Raw genomic sequence first — 14419 nt, 5'->3', positions numbered from 1 at the left:
CTGTGTCTCGCTCACTGTCATTGGAAGAATGAGGCGATTGTCGACAAGAGGGCGGGTAGAAGTAAAATCGAAAGATCGGATGATTTAATCTGAAATTCAAATCGCAAGGCGTCTGACATGCTCCCCCAGCATGTCATGCAGCGCCTGCGCCGGCATCGACAACTCCCTGTTCTTGCGGCTGAGGATGTAGATCTCCCGCGTCAACGGCAAGCCGCCCAGGTCCCGTATGGCCAGCGCGGGCCGCTGGAACTGGTACAGCGTCAGCGTGGGCACCACGGTGATGCCGACATTGTTCTCCACCATGGCGCTGACCGTGGCCAGGTGCTCCAGTTCCAGCACATTGTTCAACTCATGCTTGCCGAAAGCCGCGTCCAGCGACTGCCGCACGCTGCTGTGCTTGACGAAGTTGATGAAGGGGTAGCGGGCGATCTGCTCCAGCGTGACCGCCTTGCGCGTGGTGGCCAGCGGATGGCCGCGCGGGCAGACAAGGTGGAAGCGGTCCGTCCACAGCAGCTCGCGCCGCAGGTCCGGCGCGTAATGATCGGTGGTGGCCAGCGCGAAATCGATTTCGCCATGGGCCAGCAGTTCCACGCACTGCTGCGACATGCCGTCGCTGACGGCGGTGGTCACCGCGGGATATTCCTCGCGGAAGCGGCGCAGCACGGGGGGCAGCCAGTTGGCGGCAATGGAGGGCAGGGCCGCCACATGCACCTTGCCAACCCGCCCGGTGGCGTAATCGCGCAGGTCCCGCAAGGCCGTGTCGGTGTCGAACAGGGTGCGGCGCGCGAAGGCGTCGAACAGGCGGCCGAAGGGCGTCAGCGCGACGTTGCGCGTATTGCGCACGAATAATTGCGCGCCCAGTTCCTCTTCCAGGGACTTGACGAGGGCGCTGAAGGCAGGCTGCGACAATCCGATATCCGCCGCCGCCCGCGTGAAGTTGCCGTGGTCGGAGGCAGCCACGAAGGCGCGCAATTGCCGGGTCGAGAGGTTCATTTGTAAAACCGATGGAAGGGCTGGACTATTCCGATTTTATTCGAATGATCCCGCGCGTCCGCCGTCAACGCGCCTCATAGACTTCATCCGCCGCCAGCAGGACATCGACGGGCGGATCAAAACCGATCACGCGTGCGGTTTCGAGATTCAGGGCGATCGTGGCCGGTTCGCGCCATACCTGCTTGAGCTGCCTGGGCTTGGCCCCGTTGAAAATACGCGCGATGGCCTCGGCGAAGAACAGGCCCAGCGCCGTGGGGTCGGATTGCGCCAGGCTCATCAGGACGCCATGCTGCACGTCCTCCGACCCGTGCATGGAGAAACTCGGCACCTTGGCCTCGCGCAGCACCTGCGCCACGCGGCCGATGGTCAAGGGCGTGATGCCGATATGCGTGGTGACGTAGACCGCGTCCACCTGGGTGCTGATTTCCCGGTAGCACGCCACGAGGTTGTGCGTGGCGATGTCGGTATCCTGGCCCTGGGCCCGCGCGTCGCAGCGGATCAGGGTGAAACCGAGTTCGCTCGCCAGCCGTTCGATGGCATCCACGGCGCTGAAGAGCCGGCCTTCCCCCGTGTTCTCGTAGACCAGGCCCAGGGTCTTGAACGGCACCATTTCGTAGAACAGGCGTAGCTGCCGCGCATAGCGTTCCGGGTAGATGTGCACGAACAGATTGTCCAGGCCGCTGTCCTTGGGGCTCTTCACGATATGCGCGGCCACCGCGTCGCTGGTGGACGCGACGATGGTGGGAACGGGCGCTCCCAGGGCAACCATGTCCTGCCCCGCCAGGGTCCCCATGGCGATGAACAGGTCGATATCGTGGCGCTCGCGCAGGCGGTCGGCGATGGACTGCCTCATCTCCTGCCGCAGGCTGTTGTCGAAGCTGCCGGGACTCCACCAGCCGTCAGCCACGAACTCCAGTACGTCGCTGCGCGTGTTCGCCGCGATGAACTGCCAGATCTCCCTGTCGGTCAATCCGTCCGGGATGGGCGGAACGCTCAGCCAGCCCAAGGCCTGGAGACCGCCGATGATGACGCGCGTGATGCGTTGATAGTTGTAGTGCTCGCCGCTGGCCACATAGCCGATGCGCCACTTCGTGCCGTCCGGCCGCCGGCGCGGCTTCGTGGGGATGTCCAGGTTGCGGTTGGCCATGGGACGGTGCAGGCGCGGCATGGCCGCCGCCTGCGCACGTGGCTCGGCCGCCGGGGCCGGGGTCGGCACGGACATGACCAGGGAATCGTCGATGCACGCGGGTGGCGCGGTGGTCGCGTGGCCGCTGGCAGCATCGCCAAGCGCAAGCACCAGCGCCAACAGCAGTTCCAGCGCCAGCGGGACCAAGGGTGCAGGGCGGCGCCGCGGGAAAGGCATGGAGAGGATGGAAACCGGATTCGTCGCGCGCAACGGTGGCATGGCGGAGTGTGGCGGAAGGTTCATGGACGGCGAATCACGATCAGCGTGATGTCGTCCGATTGTTCGGCGCCGGCGGCATAGTGCTTGAGGTCCTCGACGATGCCCAGCGCCAGGGCCGCCGAGGACCCGGCGGGCCTTTGCAGCCGTGTCAGCAGGCGGCGCTCGCCATAGAGTCCGCCATCGGCGCCCGCTGCCTCGATTACGCCATCGGTGTAGCCCACCAGGACCTCGCCGCTATCCAGGCGCGCGGCCAGCGGACGATAGACGGTGTTCTCGATCACGCCGCAGGCCGGCCCGCTGCGCCCGGTCAGCAGCCGGGCCCGGCCCTGCGCATCGATGATGGCGGGCGGCGGGTGGCCGGCGTTGGCCCAGGACAGCGAGCCATCCTTCAAGTCCAGCACCCCCAGCAACAGCGTGACGAACATCATGTTGGGATTGTTCTCCGCCAGGCGGTTGTTGATCCGCTGCAACATGCGAGCGGGGTCGGTCTCGTCTTCGGCGGTGGCGCGTATCAGCGTGCGGGTGATCGCCATGAACAGCGCCGCCGGGACGCCCTTGTCGGAACTGTCGCCGATGGCGATGCATACGCGGCCGTCGGGCAGCATGAAGTAGTCGTACAGGTCGCCGCCCACTTCCTTGGCCGGCAGCATCAAGGCGTACAGGTCGGTGCCGTTGAACGTGGTGTCGGCGTCCGGCGGCGCCGGCAGCAGGCCGGTCTGGATCAGGCGGGCGATATTCAGCTCGCTTTCGTAGCGCTCCCGGGTGGAGGCTTCCTGCATCAGGCGGCCGATGTTCTCGCGCAGCCGACGATTCATGAACAGGAAAGAGGCGGCCAGCCGCCCGACTTCGTCGCGTCGCTGGCGCGGCAGCGCGGCGATGTGGTCCGGCACCGTGGCGATGGTCGTCAGGTCCTGCTGGGGCAGCTGGCGCGCATAGCCCGTCAGTTGTTCCAGCGGCCGCACGATGCGGATGGCGAACATCCAGGCAAACAGCAGCGCCAACAGCAGCGTGCCCCCGAAGATCAAGGCCTGCCTGTGCAGCAGGACCATGGCGGGCGCGGTGAAATCGCTTTGCGGCACGACCGCGGCCAGCGTCCACCCCAGCGGCTTGAAGCGCACCGCCTCGATGATCCACCGGCTCTCCCCATCGTCGTAGTCTAGCCGCTCCGGACGCTCGGATGCGGTGATGCCTTGCAGGGTCTGCTTCAGCGTGAGGCCCGTGCGGCGATCCACCCCATCCTCCAGCCCGGTCGCGGACGGAGGCGGCGCGACCATGCCGCCGTCGTCGGCAAGGATGAACATGCAGCCGGACCGGGCCAGGGTCAATTCGCTCAAGGTCTCCCGCAGGGCCGTATTCATCTGGTGGCGGCGCATCTCCACCTGGTCGATGACATCCTGCACGCTGTCGCTGACCACCACCACCCAGTCCCATTGCGCGAAGTAGCCGAAGTAGGCATAGCGGGTTTCCCCGGGCGTGCGGTCCTTGTCGTGGCTGCCTTCGGCTTGGGCGAGGGAAGGCGGCTCGGGCTTGCGGTACATGGCGAAGCCGCGCCCCAGGGCGCGGCTTTCATCGTACATGGCCTGGGCCAGCGGCCTGCCCTTGAAGTCGGTGAGGCTGGTCAGGTCTTCGCCTATCCAGCGCCGGTCGCCGGACGCGATGACCCGCCCGTTGGCGTCATAGATGGCGGCGTAGCGCGGATGGCCCAAGGTGAGTTCGTTGATCCAGGTGCGCGCCGTGATCTTGGCCTCTTCCTCCGTAAGCGTGCCGCGACTGGCCTGCTCGGCGAATTCCATCAGCACCGATTGCACCGTCCCACCCAACTGCTGCAGCTGCCGCCGTCCGCCCCGCACGGCGGTGATCTTGTCGTTCAGCAAGGCGGCCCAGCGGGCCTCGATGTCCCGCCGCACCAGGTCCACCGCGTTGCCTACCGAGTGCGCTTCGCTGGTGGAGACGGCTTCCGTCACATCGCTGCGGCTGACCACCATGACGAAGGCCGCGATGAACAGCAGCAGTGCGACGATCAAAAGAAAGATCTTGCTGCGCAACGAGCGCAGGGGCAGCAGGGAGCGCAGGTATGCGATCACGATGCGATGACAGGCACGCGGCCCGTCAGGCCCGTGAGCAGCTCCGGCGCGCTGCCGCCGCAAGCTGCCGCCACCTGTTCCGCGGGCAATTCGGGCGCCCCCCACAGCACGACCGGCATTCCTGTCTCGGCGCCCGGATGGTCGCTGAGATCCACCAGCAGGGAATTCATCGTGACTTGTCCCAGGCCGCGCGCCAGCCGGCCGCCCACGAGGATGGGCATGCCGATGGGGGGATGGCTGGGGTAGCCGTCCGAATAGCCGCAGTCGACCAGCCCTATGCGCATGGCGCTGGCGGCCCCGAAGGCGCCGTGGTAGCCGATCCTGGCCCCGGCGGCCAGTTCGCGCACGGCGACCACGCGGGCGTGCAGGGACATGGCCGGCCGCAGCCCCAGGCTGGCGCCATCCCGGTCCGGCAGGGGGCTGAGACCGTACAGCAGCCGGCCGGGACGCACCCAGTCGGTGCTGCGGGCATGGGCAGGGTGGCAGACGATCGCGGCGGAATTGCAGGTGCTGCGCGGCCCAGGCAGCGCATCGGTCAGGCTGCGGAAACGCGCTTCGGCCGCCGCGATGCCGGTGGGCGTATCCGCCGCGGCGTAATGCTGCAGATGGCCGATGCCGGCGATGTCGCCGCGCGCCAGCCAGGGCGCGCAGCGCGCATACGCGGCTTGATAGGCATCGTAGTCCAGGCCCTGGTAGCCCAGGTCGCCGACGTAGCGCAGCCATACCCATGGCGGCGGGCAGTGCAGGGGGCGCGCTTCCAGCCAGTCGAGTTGTTCCGCGCGGTGGATCACCAGGTGCAGGCCGGACTGGTCCAGCTGGGCGGCTTCGACGTCATCCTGCAAGCCGTCGAGGACCAGGACGGGCCCTTGCCAACCGGCGTCACGGCAAACGGGGACTTCGGCCAACCGGGATATCATCAGGCCGTCAGCCCCGGCGAGCGCCGGCACGACGTGCCGGATGCCGTGGCCGTAGGCGTCTGCCTTGAGCGACGCCCACATGCGCGGGCCGACCGGTGTCGAACCGTTCCTGGCCAGACGGCGGCGCACTTGTTCCAGGTTGTGGGCGATGGCGGAGGGGTCTACCCGTGCCACGACGTGCGTGCCGGTCGAGCCTATCGCGGAATGGGACATCATGAGAGGCCGGTGGTTAGGGATTGTTTGGAATTGGAAACATCTATGTGGATGTCATCCTTATTCCGGTTCCCAAGTGGCGCGCCTGTGGTCTCGTCGGCGATCAACACCAGGTGATAGCCGCCAGGCGGTCAACGCCCGGGGACCAAGGCGCGGAGGCCGGCAGGCCAGTGCCGCCGGCGGGTGTGCCCCAGGCAGGCCGCCGGCAATGAGTGAACCTGAAATGGACTTCTGCCACACAACGGAATTTGGAAGGGCGGCGTAGGTCACGCTGGCAAGGCGCGGTATCCGGCGAGGCCGGCATGTCATGCCTTGCGGCGCCTTGATGCCACCGTGATGCCACCTGATGCCACCCTTACGCCACCCTAGCGCAGGAGCAGTTCCCCATGAGTCTCAACATAGCCCGAATCGGCTCCATCATCGTCGTGTCGCCAGAAGGGCAGATCAATAGCGCCAATGCCGCCGCCATCGAGGCGGAACTCATCGCCCTGGTCGACGCGGGACAGCGGCAGGCCGTGCTGGATCTGTCCCGGTTGAACTATCTCTCAAGCGCCGGCCTGCGCGTGATACTGGTGCTGGCCAAGCGCCTGAAGCAGCAGGACGGCGCACTGGTGCTTTGCGGCATGTCGTCGCAGGTGCGCGAAGTGTTCGATGTCAGCGGTTTCCTGGCGATCCTCGCCGTGACGGATACGCGCGAGCAGGCGATCGCGCGCCTGTCGGCGCACTGAGTGCCCGCTGGATTGCGCTAGCGGGCAAATGCCGAACAGCCGAACAGCCGAACAGCCGAACAGCCGAACAGCCCGGCGCAAGCCGGGGTCCAGTCGGCGGCGGACACCGGATCAGGGTTGTGCCTGGGAGGTGTATTCCAGCTTGTCCAGGGGAAAGCCTTGGGTGTTCAGGACGTTCAACGCCTGGTCCAGGTCGCTCTTGTCCAACCGGGGCGTGCGGGACAGGATCCACAGCGAGCGCCGGTTGGGCGACGCGACGACGGACCAGCGATAGTCCTTGTCGAGGCCGATGATCCAGTAGTCGCCGGAAAAAGGCGGCACGAAGGTGACTTCCAGCTTGGTGTTGTGGCTGCCCGCCACGACCTCGGCCACGCCGCGGGCTTCGTCGATGCTGCCGTCACGCTTGCGGCAACGGTTCGTCACATCGACCTTGCCATCCTTGCGCGCGAAATATTGGGCGGAGACGTCGCCAACGCACTGTTTCTGGAAAAAGCGAGGGTAGCGGGCGATTTCATACCACGTGCCCAGATAGCGCGGGATTTCGACCTGCTGGGAGACGGTCTGGACAGGAGGCGGATCCCGTTGGTCCGCCGCGTAGACCGTGCACGAAACGAGTCCGAATGCCAGCACCAGGAACGCCGAACGCCGCATAGTGATACTCCCTCACGATGATCGCCAGGCAGCGCCGCCAATGAGCGGCGCCGACCAGAAGATCATACGCGGGGGAGTGTCGGCGGTGCCTGCACGGCTTCCATGTAGCGTGCCAAATATGTATCGAAATCTACGTCGTCGGCCGCTTCGATGGCTTGCTGTTCGGCCATCGAGGCGCGCGCCCATTCCTGGTACTGCGCGGTCTGGTCGGCGGGCAGGGGCGACCCGCGCAGCGTCCGCGCATGCGCCTGGCTTTGCGCCAGTGTGAACTCCTGGAAGGACGCGCCGGCGCTGCGCATGTCGTCCAGCAGACGCGCCGACGGCGTCGATTCGGGATGATCGATTTTTTCAGCCTGGGCCGCCATCGCCTGGCGGTAGGCGTCGCCGCCATAGGTTTCGTCCAGCAACTGGGCATAGGGCGCGATGCGGTCAAGCAATTCGCGCCCCCAGTCGCGTAGCGCGATCGGCGCGCCTTCGCGGCTCAGTTGCAGCCCGGGCCGCCGGCCTTCGGTCACCACCACGCTGAAATTGTCCGCGCTGTGCTGGCAGAAGCCGTTGACAGGGAAGAAGGGGCTGTCGCTGGCGGCGCAGAAAAGCAGGAAGGCGTCGACGAAGCGACTGGTGGCCGCGGTGATGCCGACGGGCGCGTAGGGATCGATGTCCAGGCAGCGCACTTCCACATACTGCACCCCGCGTTCGGCCAGCGCCGTGATGGGGCGCTCGCCGCGCCGCGTGGCCCGCTTGGGGCGGATGCTCGAGTAGTACTCGTTTTCGATCTGCAGGATGTTGGTATTGAGCTGGATCCACTGGCCATCGCGATGGGTGCCGATCTGGCGATAGGGCTCCCAGGGCTGCGTCACGGCCGCGTGCAGGCGCTGTAGGAACGTGGACAGGTCGTTGTAGCAGAGCTTGAGCTGCGATTGCGCCTTGTTCTGGTAGCCGAGGTCGCTCATGCGCAGGCTGGTGGCATACGGCAGATACAGGGTCTGGGCGTCCAGGCTTTGCAGCGGATGTTCGCGGCCGCGCAGGAATTCGCGCGATAGCGCCGGCGCCGCGCCAAACAGGTACATCAGCAGCCAGGAATAGCGCGTGAAGTTGCGGATGAGGCCGATATAGCCGGCGGACCGGCGCGCCTGGTCGTCGGCGCCGGGCAGGTCGAGCACCTGCCACAGGCGGTCGTCCAGCGAGAAGTTGTAGTGGACGCCGGCGATGCACTGCATGGTCTTGCCGTAGCGTTCGGCCAGGCCGCGGCGGTAGACGTGCTTGAGGGTGCCGGTGTTGGACGTGCCGTAATAGGCGATGGGAATGTCGGCTTCCGGCGGCAGCAGCGCCGGCATGGACTGGTTCCAGATGACCTCGTCGTCCAGGCAGGCCTGGACGTAGCGATGGGTGTCTTCCAGTTCGCCGATCAGGCTGGCGGCGTCCTTGTGGGTGCCGGTGATCAGTTCGAGCAGGGACTCGGAGTAATCGGTGGTGATGCGTTCATTGGTGAGCGCCGACCCCAGCTGCGCCGGATGAGGCGTGCGCGCCAGGCGGCCTTGCGCATCGACGCGCAGCCCCTCTTTTTCAATGCCACGCAAGGTGAGGCCCAGTAGTTCACGATGGTCTCGCAGGCGGGCGAGGCGAAGGGAGGATAGGTCGGTCACGGCGCGCTTTATGAAAATAGGCGATAAGGAAGGGGATTTTACGGGCTACCTGGGGGTGGGCGCCGAGTAACCTGCGCCGCCCGGGGACAATCCTGGCCGCTGGCGTATTATCGGCGCTTTCCCGGTCGACTCGCCATGATCCCCAGGTTCGCGTTTCCGTCCCCCTGTTTCGTCCGGCGCCGCCCCGGCGGCGCAAGGGCGCCGCTGGCCACGCTGCTGGGCAGGTTGGGGGCGGCCGTCCTGGCCGGCGCCCTGGCCGCGTGCAGCCCCACCTACGACTGGCGCGAGCTGGACGTGGCGGACGGCGCCGCCCGGGCGGCCTTTCCGGCGCGGGTGCGGACGGAGAGCCGTACCGTCACGCTGGACGGCACGCCGCTGGCCTATACGTTGGATGCGGCGCGAGTCGACCAGGCGGTGTTCGCCGTCGGCCATGCTTCCCTGGCCGACGTGCCCGACGCCCGCCGGCAGGCGCTGGCACAGGCGCTAATGCGGTCCCTGTACCAGAACCTGAAAGCGACGCCGCCGGCCGATTTTCCAGCCCCCGGCTCGGACATCGCGGTGCGCGGCGAAGCGGGAGGCAAGCCTGTCCTGCTGCTGGCGCGGGTGTGGTTGCGGGGAGACCTGCTTATCGAAGCGGTGGCGACCGGCCCGGAGGACAAATTGCCGCGGGCAGAGGCGGAAACGTTCGTCCATTCGCTGCAATTTCGCCAGTAAGGCCGCCACCCCCGCCCGCGCCACCGGCCGCGCCGTCCTCCGCCAGCGGCCCGCCTGGCGGACCGAGGTCCAGCAAGCCCAGCGACAGGGCGGCGGCGACCGCCGCGCGCCGGTTGCGGGCGACCAGCTTGCGGCAGGCATTCTGCAGGTGGAAGTTGACGGTTCTTTCGCTGATGCCGAGTACAAGGCCGATCTCGCGGCTGGACTTGCCCAGCGCGGCCCAATGCAGGCAGGCGTGCTCCCGAGGCGACAGTGCGCGTCTGTTCATGACGTTAACCGTGGATGTGATCGGTGGTCGGTACTCCGGCCCGGGCGGAAAGCGCGCGCCGGAAGCGGGCATGGCACCGCGTGGAGGCCCTCGATCGATGCCATGCCGGGCATCTTGCCGCGTTTCCCGTCCTGGGGCCAGCATTGATCCGGGCGCGGTTCACGCCAGGACGCATGCCGCGTCGCGAATCATGCGTCGTACCGAGCTGGCTTGGCTTGGAGCGGCCCAGGGACGACGGCATTTCGCGGTGCCTGGTGTTAGAATTCCTGCTCAATTCGTTCGGCGCCGATTTGCCTGATCCGCTTGCGGGCGCCTCATAAATCCAGCTAAAGAGGTCTGCATGACTGCAACCATCCCGCATTCGGCTGCCGGCGCCGCAACGCCCGGCACCCTCCCGGCGCAGGCCGGCGCCCAGATCGCCGCCGACCCCGCCACTCCCCGCAGCGCCACTGCTGCCGCTCCCGCCGCTGCTTCCAGCGCAGCCACGACGCCGGCTTCGCCCGGTTCCGTCGGCCGCGTCGCGCCGGTGTTCCTGACATTCGATACGCCCTTGCCGCTGGCCAGCGGACAGTCCCTCGCGCGTTACGAGCTGGCCGTCGAGACTTATGGAACGCTGAACGCCGAGCGCAACAATGCCGTACTGATCTGCCATGCGCTGAACGCCTCGCACCACGTCGCGGGCGTCAATGCCGCGAATCCCAAGGACATCGGCTGGTGGGACAACATGGTGGGTCCAGGCAAACCGGTGGACACCGACCGCTTTTTCGTCATCGGCGTGAACAACCTGGGGTCCTGCTTCGGTTCGACGGGGCCGGCGTCGATCAATCCGGATACCGGCGCGCCATGGGGCGCGGCCTTTCCGGTGCTGACCGTGGAAGACTGGGTGCACGCGCAGGCCCGCGTCGCCGACCACTTCGGCATCCAGCGCTTCGCCGCCGTGATGGGCGGTTCGCTGGGCGGCATGCAGGCCCTGAGCTGGGCCACCGTCTGTCCCGAGCGCGTCGCGCACTGCGTGGTCATCGCCAGCACGCCGCGGCTGTCAGCGCAGAACATCGCCTTCAACGAGGTGGCGCGGCGCGCCATCATTACCGATCCGGACTTCCACGGCGGCGACTATTACGCGCACGACACGGTGCCGGGGCGCGGCCTGTCGGTGGCCCGGATGATCGGGCATATCACCTATCTGTCGCAGGACGACATGGCCGAGAAGTTCGGCCGCAACCAGCGCGCGCCCGGCGCGGACGGCGCCTACCGCTACGGCTACGACGTCGAGTTCGAGGTGGAGTCCTACCTGCGTTACCAGGGCGAAAAATTCTCCCGCTACTTCGACGCCAACACCTATCTGTTGATCACGCGTGCCCTGGACTACTTCGACCCGGCCCGCACGCAGGGGGGCGACCTGGCGGCGGCGCTGGCGCCGGCCCGTTCCGGCTTCCTGCTGGTGTCTTTTTCCACCGACTGGCGCTTCCCGCCGGAGTGTTCGCGGGAAATCGTCCGCGCGCTGCTGAAGAATGGCCGCCCCGTGACCTATGCCGAAATCGACGCGCCGCACGGCCACGACGCGTTCCTGCTGGACGATGAGCGCTATCACGCGGTGGTGCGGGCCTATTACGACCGCATCGCCCGCGAGCTGGGCTTGCCGGAGCGCGCGGCCGCGGCGGCGCAATCGGGAGGTCTATGATGGAAGGACCATCCTTGACCCAGGGGCACGGCCAGTTGCGCAACGACCTGGCGCGCATCGCAAGCTGGATCGAGCCCGGGTCGCGCGTGCTGGACTTGGGGTGCGGCGACGGCGAACTGCTGGCCCACTTGCGCGACGAGCGCCAGGTGAACGGCGCGGGCGTGGAGATCGACGACCATTCCGTGATCGCCTGCGTGCGGCGTGGCGTCAACGTCATCCAGCAGAACCTGGAAGAGGGGCTGGCGCTGTTCGACGCGCGGCAGTTCGATACCGTGGTGCTGTCGCAGACGCTGCAGTCCATGCACCATACCGAGCACATCCTGCGGGAAATGGCGCGCGTGGCGCGGTACGGCGTGGTGTCCTTTCCCAATTTCGGCTACTGGCCGCATGGCTGGGCGATCCTGCGCGGACGCATGCCGGTGACGGGCCAGATGCCCTACGCCTGGTACAACACGCCCAACATCCACCTGTGCACGCTGCGCGATTTCGAAAGCCTGGCGCGCCAGCTGGGCTTGCGCATCCTGGAGCGCGCCACGTTCAACCACGACCGCGAGGTTCGCCTGCTGCCCGGCTGGCGTAGTACCCTGGCGCTCTATCGTTTCGCCGCCGGCTGAATCCGGGCGGCCTGGTCAGGGAGTCCAGATATTTCCGTCGTCGCCAACATCTACACCAGCCGCCGCGTCGCCCCCTTGCTGGTGCTCGGTTTTTCCAGCGGACTGCCGCTGGCCCTGACTGGCGGCACCTTGCAGGCCTGGGCCACGGTCGAAGGCGTCTCGCTGCAAGACATCGGTTTCCTGACCCTCGTGGGCACCGCCTATACCCTGAAGTTCCTGTGGGCGCCGCTGGTCGACCGCTATGCGCCGCCGCTGCTGGGCCGGCGTCGCGGGTGGATGGCGGTGACCCAGGTGCTGCTGGCGCTGGGCATCGCCGGCATGGCGCTGCTGTCGCCGGGCGCTCATCTGCTGCCGCTGGCGCTGCTGGCGGTGGCCGTGGCTTTCCTGTCGGCGACCCAGGATATCGCCTTCGATGCCTACAGCACCGACGTGCTGCACAAGGAAGAGCGGGGCGCCGGCGCGGCCGTCAAGGTGCTGGGCTATCGCGTCGCCATGCTGGTGTCCGGCGGCCTGGCGCTGATCCTCGCGGACAGTTGGCTGGGCTGGCGCGCGACCTACGTACTGATGGGCGGGCTGATGCTGCTGTGCGTGCTGGGCACGCTGTGGGGCCCGGAGCCCGAGCATCCGGCGCCGCCGCCCCGTTCGCTGGGGGAGGCGGTGACCGAACCCTTGCAGGAATTCTTCAGCCGGCGCGGCGCCCTGACGGTGTTGCTGCTGATCGTGCTCTACAAGCTGGGCGATGCCTTCGCGGGCGCCTTGTCCACGACCTTCCTGCTGCGCGGCGCCGGCTTCACGCCCACCGAGGTGGGCACGGTCAACAAGGTACTGGGGCTGGCGTCCACCATCGTCGGCACGCTGGCCGGCGGCGCGCTGCTGGCGCGCATCGGGCTGTACCGCTCGCTGATGCTGTTCGGCTTGCTGCAGGCGGTGTCCAACCTGGGATATTGGGTGGTCGCGGTCAGCCCCCACCATGTCTATACGATGGCAGCCGCGGTCGGCTTCGAGAACCTGTGCGGCGGCATGGGAACGGCCGCCTTCGTCGCCTTGCTGATGGCCTTGTGCCGCCAGGAGTTCTCCGCGACGCAGTTCGCCCTGTTGTCGGCCCTGTCGGCGGTGGGGCGCACGTACCTGGCGGGTCCCCTGACGCCCGTGCTTGTCGGTAAACTGGACTGGCCCGGCTTCTTCCTGGTCACGGTGCTGATCGCCTTGCCGGGGCTGGTCCTGCTGCGCATGCGGCGCGGCGATATCGAGGCCCTGGATGCCGATGCGGCATGACGCGTGCGGATACGGCCCGCGGCTGGTGCGCGCGCAGTGGGCTCGTGCTGCGTCCGTACTGGGCCCGTCCTGCGCCGACACCGCGTTTGATACTGCGTTGGTAGCGCAGGCAACGTAAGGGTTTGCCAGCAAAGCCGGTCCTCGCGGCTCCCGGCCGGCCGCGGGCAGTGTGATAATCGTTGCAAAGCATCCTGGAGCACGCCATGACAGCGCCCACGGAGTTTTCGGCACCGCTTTCCTCGCCAGCGTCCCACGCCGACGCCGGCCCGGTCCCCGGACCTGGTCCCAATCTCGACCCCAGCCTCGGCCCGCAGGGCGGCCCGGCGCCGGACGGTCCCATCCTGCTGGCCACCGACCTCAGCGCGCGCTGCGACCGGGCGCTGGACCGGGCCGTGGTGCTGGCCAAGGCGCGCGGCGTCCCCTTGATCGCCCTGCATGTCCTGGAATCGGAGCCCGCTACCGCCAGTCCGTCAGCGCCGTCCTGGCGCCGGTTCAGCGAGGATCACCGGGCGCTGGCGCGCTATCGCCTGGGACTGGACCTGGACGACCCCGCCCTGTCGGCGGATATCCACGTGGAAAGCGGAGAGGCATCCGAGCGCATCGTCGCGCTGGCGAGGCAGTACGGCTGCAGCCTGATCATCACGGGCATCGCCCGCGACGAATCGCTGGGCAAGCTGCTGCTGGGCTCCACGGTCAAGAAGCTGGTGCGGCATGTGTCCGTGCCGGTGCTGGTGGTCAAGAACCGGCCGCACGGTCCGTATCGCGAAGCCGTGGTCGCCACGGATTTTTCGCCCGAATCGCGCCATGCCCTGCAGGTTGCGGCGGCGCTGTTCCCCAGCACGTCGCTGCTGCTGTTCCATGCCTATGACACGCCTTTCGGCATGCGCCGCCTGGCCGAGGGGCTGGGGGAGGATGCGCAGCGCGATGCCCAGCGGGAAATGGACGAATTCCTGGCCGCCACGCCAGGCCTGCCCGCCGGGGTGCCGGCGGGCACGCTGGTCAAGGACGGCGAGCCCGAGACCTTGCTGTCCGATTATGTATTCGCGCAGCGCTGTGAAATGGTGGTGGCCGGTACCCGGCGCATCAAGGGCATCATGGGCGCCATGGTCGGCAGCGTTGCCGAGCGTCTGCTGGAAGCCCTGCCATGCGATGTGCTGCTGGTGCGGGACGCGGAGCCGGAGGCCAGGTAATTTCAGAAGCGCACGCCGCCGTCAGAGCGGCGGCGCTGTC

At 67.4% G+C, this 14419-nt stretch carries 12 protein-coding genes, 1 pseudogene and 1 riboswitch; of the genes and pseudogenes, 6 read left to right on the top strand and 7 right to left on the bottom strand.

Annotated features, from left to right (window positions below; translation table 11 throughout):
- Nucleotides 1–96: 96 nt before the first annotated feature.
- From C7R54_RS25155 to alr, 4 genes are all read right to left on the bottom strand, one after another.
- Nucleotides 97–993, bottom strand: a complete 897-nt coding sequence (locus tag C7R54_RS25155; RefSeq protein ID WP_129153524.1) for a LysR family transcriptional regulator — start codon at nucleotides 991–993, stop codon at nucleotides 97–99.
- Nucleotides 994–1057: 64 nt separating this feature from the next.
- Nucleotides 1058–2215: an ABC transporter substrate-binding protein gene (locus C7R54_RS25150; RefSeq protein WP_129153706.1), complete on the bottom strand. Its 1158-nt coding sequence runs from the start codon at nucleotides 2213–2215 to the stop codon at nucleotides 1058–1060.
- 203 nt (nucleotides 2216–2418) lie between these two features.
- On the bottom strand, nucleotides 2419–4482 hold the full coding sequence (locus tag C7R54_RS25145; RefSeq protein ID WP_240039704.1) for a SpoIIE family protein phosphatase: 2064 nt from the start codon (nucleotides 4480–4482) through the stop codon (nucleotides 2419–2421).
- Nucleotides 4479–5615 (bottom strand): alanine racemase, encoded by a 1137-nt coding sequence (gene alr / locus C7R54_RS25140; RefSeq protein WP_129153522.1) that lies wholly within the window; start codon nucleotides 5613–5615, stop codon nucleotides 4479–4481. Before alr ends, C7R54_RS25145 begins: the two co-directional genes overlap by 4 nt.
- Nucleotides 5616–5998: 383 nt before the next feature.
- Between alr and C7R54_RS25135 the strand changes: the two genes are divergently transcribed.
- Nucleotides 5999–6340, top strand: coding sequence for an STAS domain-containing protein (locus C7R54_RS25135; protein ID WP_129153520.1), 342 nt, complete (start codon nucleotides 5999–6001; stop codon nucleotides 6338–6340).
- A gap of 111 nt (nucleotides 6341–6451) precedes the next feature.
- Here the strand turns inward: C7R54_RS25135 and C7R54_RS25130 are convergent, their stop codons facing one another.
- Complete coding sequence (locus C7R54_RS25130; RefSeq protein WP_129153519.1) at nucleotides 6452–6991, bottom strand: lipocalin family protein; 540 nt, start codon at nucleotides 6989–6991, stop codon at nucleotides 6452–6454.
- Between the two features lie 62 nt (nucleotides 6992–7053).
- On the bottom strand, nucleotides 7054–8637 hold the full coding sequence (gshA, locus tag C7R54_RS25125) for a glutamate--cysteine ligase (protein ID WP_129153517.1): 1584 nt from the start codon (nucleotides 8635–8637) through the stop codon (nucleotides 7054–7056).
- A 135-nt stretch (nucleotides 8638–8772) separates the two neighbouring features.
- Between gshA and C7R54_RS25120 the strand changes: the two genes are divergently transcribed.
- A complete protein-coding gene (locus tag C7R54_RS25120) occupies nucleotides 8773–9351 on the top strand; it encodes a hypothetical protein (RefSeq protein ID WP_240039703.1) in 579 nt (192 codons plus the stop codon).
- Nucleotides 9352–9421: 70 nt separating this feature from the next.
- On the opposite strand, the pseudogene C7R54_RS29445 reads toward C7R54_RS25120, so the two are convergent.
- Nucleotides 9422–9619 (bottom strand): annotated as a pseudogene (locus tag C7R54_RS29445) (helix-turn-helix domain-containing protein); the annotation flags it as partial.
- Between the two features lie 272 nt (nucleotides 9620–9891).
- Nucleotides 9892–9970, top strand: a riboswitch (SAM riboswitch).
- A gap of 64 nt (nucleotides 9971–10034) precedes the next feature.
- Between C7R54_RS29445 and metX the strand changes: the two are divergent.
- The 4 genes from metX (at nucleotide 10035) to C7R54_RS25095 (ending at nucleotide 14379) form a co-directional block, all read left to right on the top strand.
- Entirely contained in the window at nucleotides 10035–11300 is a 1266-nt protein-coding gene (gene metX, locus C7R54_RS25110; RefSeq protein WP_377815487.1) for a homoserine O-succinyltransferase MetX, read from the top strand.
- Nucleotides 11300–11914 (top strand): methionine biosynthesis protein MetW, encoded by a 615-nt coding sequence (metW, locus tag C7R54_RS25105; protein ID WP_129153702.1) that lies wholly within the window; start codon nucleotides 11300–11302, stop codon nucleotides 11912–11914. Before metX ends, metW begins: the two co-directional genes overlap by 1 nt.
- A gap of 30 nt (nucleotides 11915–11944) precedes the next feature.
- Nucleotides 11945–13189, top strand: a complete 1245-nt coding sequence (locus C7R54_RS25100) for a muropeptide transporter (RefSeq protein ID WP_192903747.1) — start codon at nucleotides 11945–11947, stop codon at nucleotides 13187–13189.
- A gap of 203 nt (nucleotides 13190–13392) precedes the next feature.
- Nucleotides 13393–14379, top strand: a complete 987-nt coding sequence (locus tag C7R54_RS25095) for a universal stress protein (protein WP_129153510.1) — start codon at nucleotides 13393–13395, stop codon at nucleotides 14377–14379.
- The last annotated feature ends 40 nt before the right edge of the window (nucleotides 14380–14419 follow it).

Origin of the sequence: Achromobacter aloeverae, from assembly GCF_004121055.1 — a bacterium.
Lineage (GTDB): Bacteria > Pseudomonadota > Gammaproteobacteria > Burkholderiales > Burkholderiaceae_B > Bordetella_C > Bordetella_C aloeverae.
This window is presented reverse-complemented; position numbering and strand designations above follow the sequence as displayed.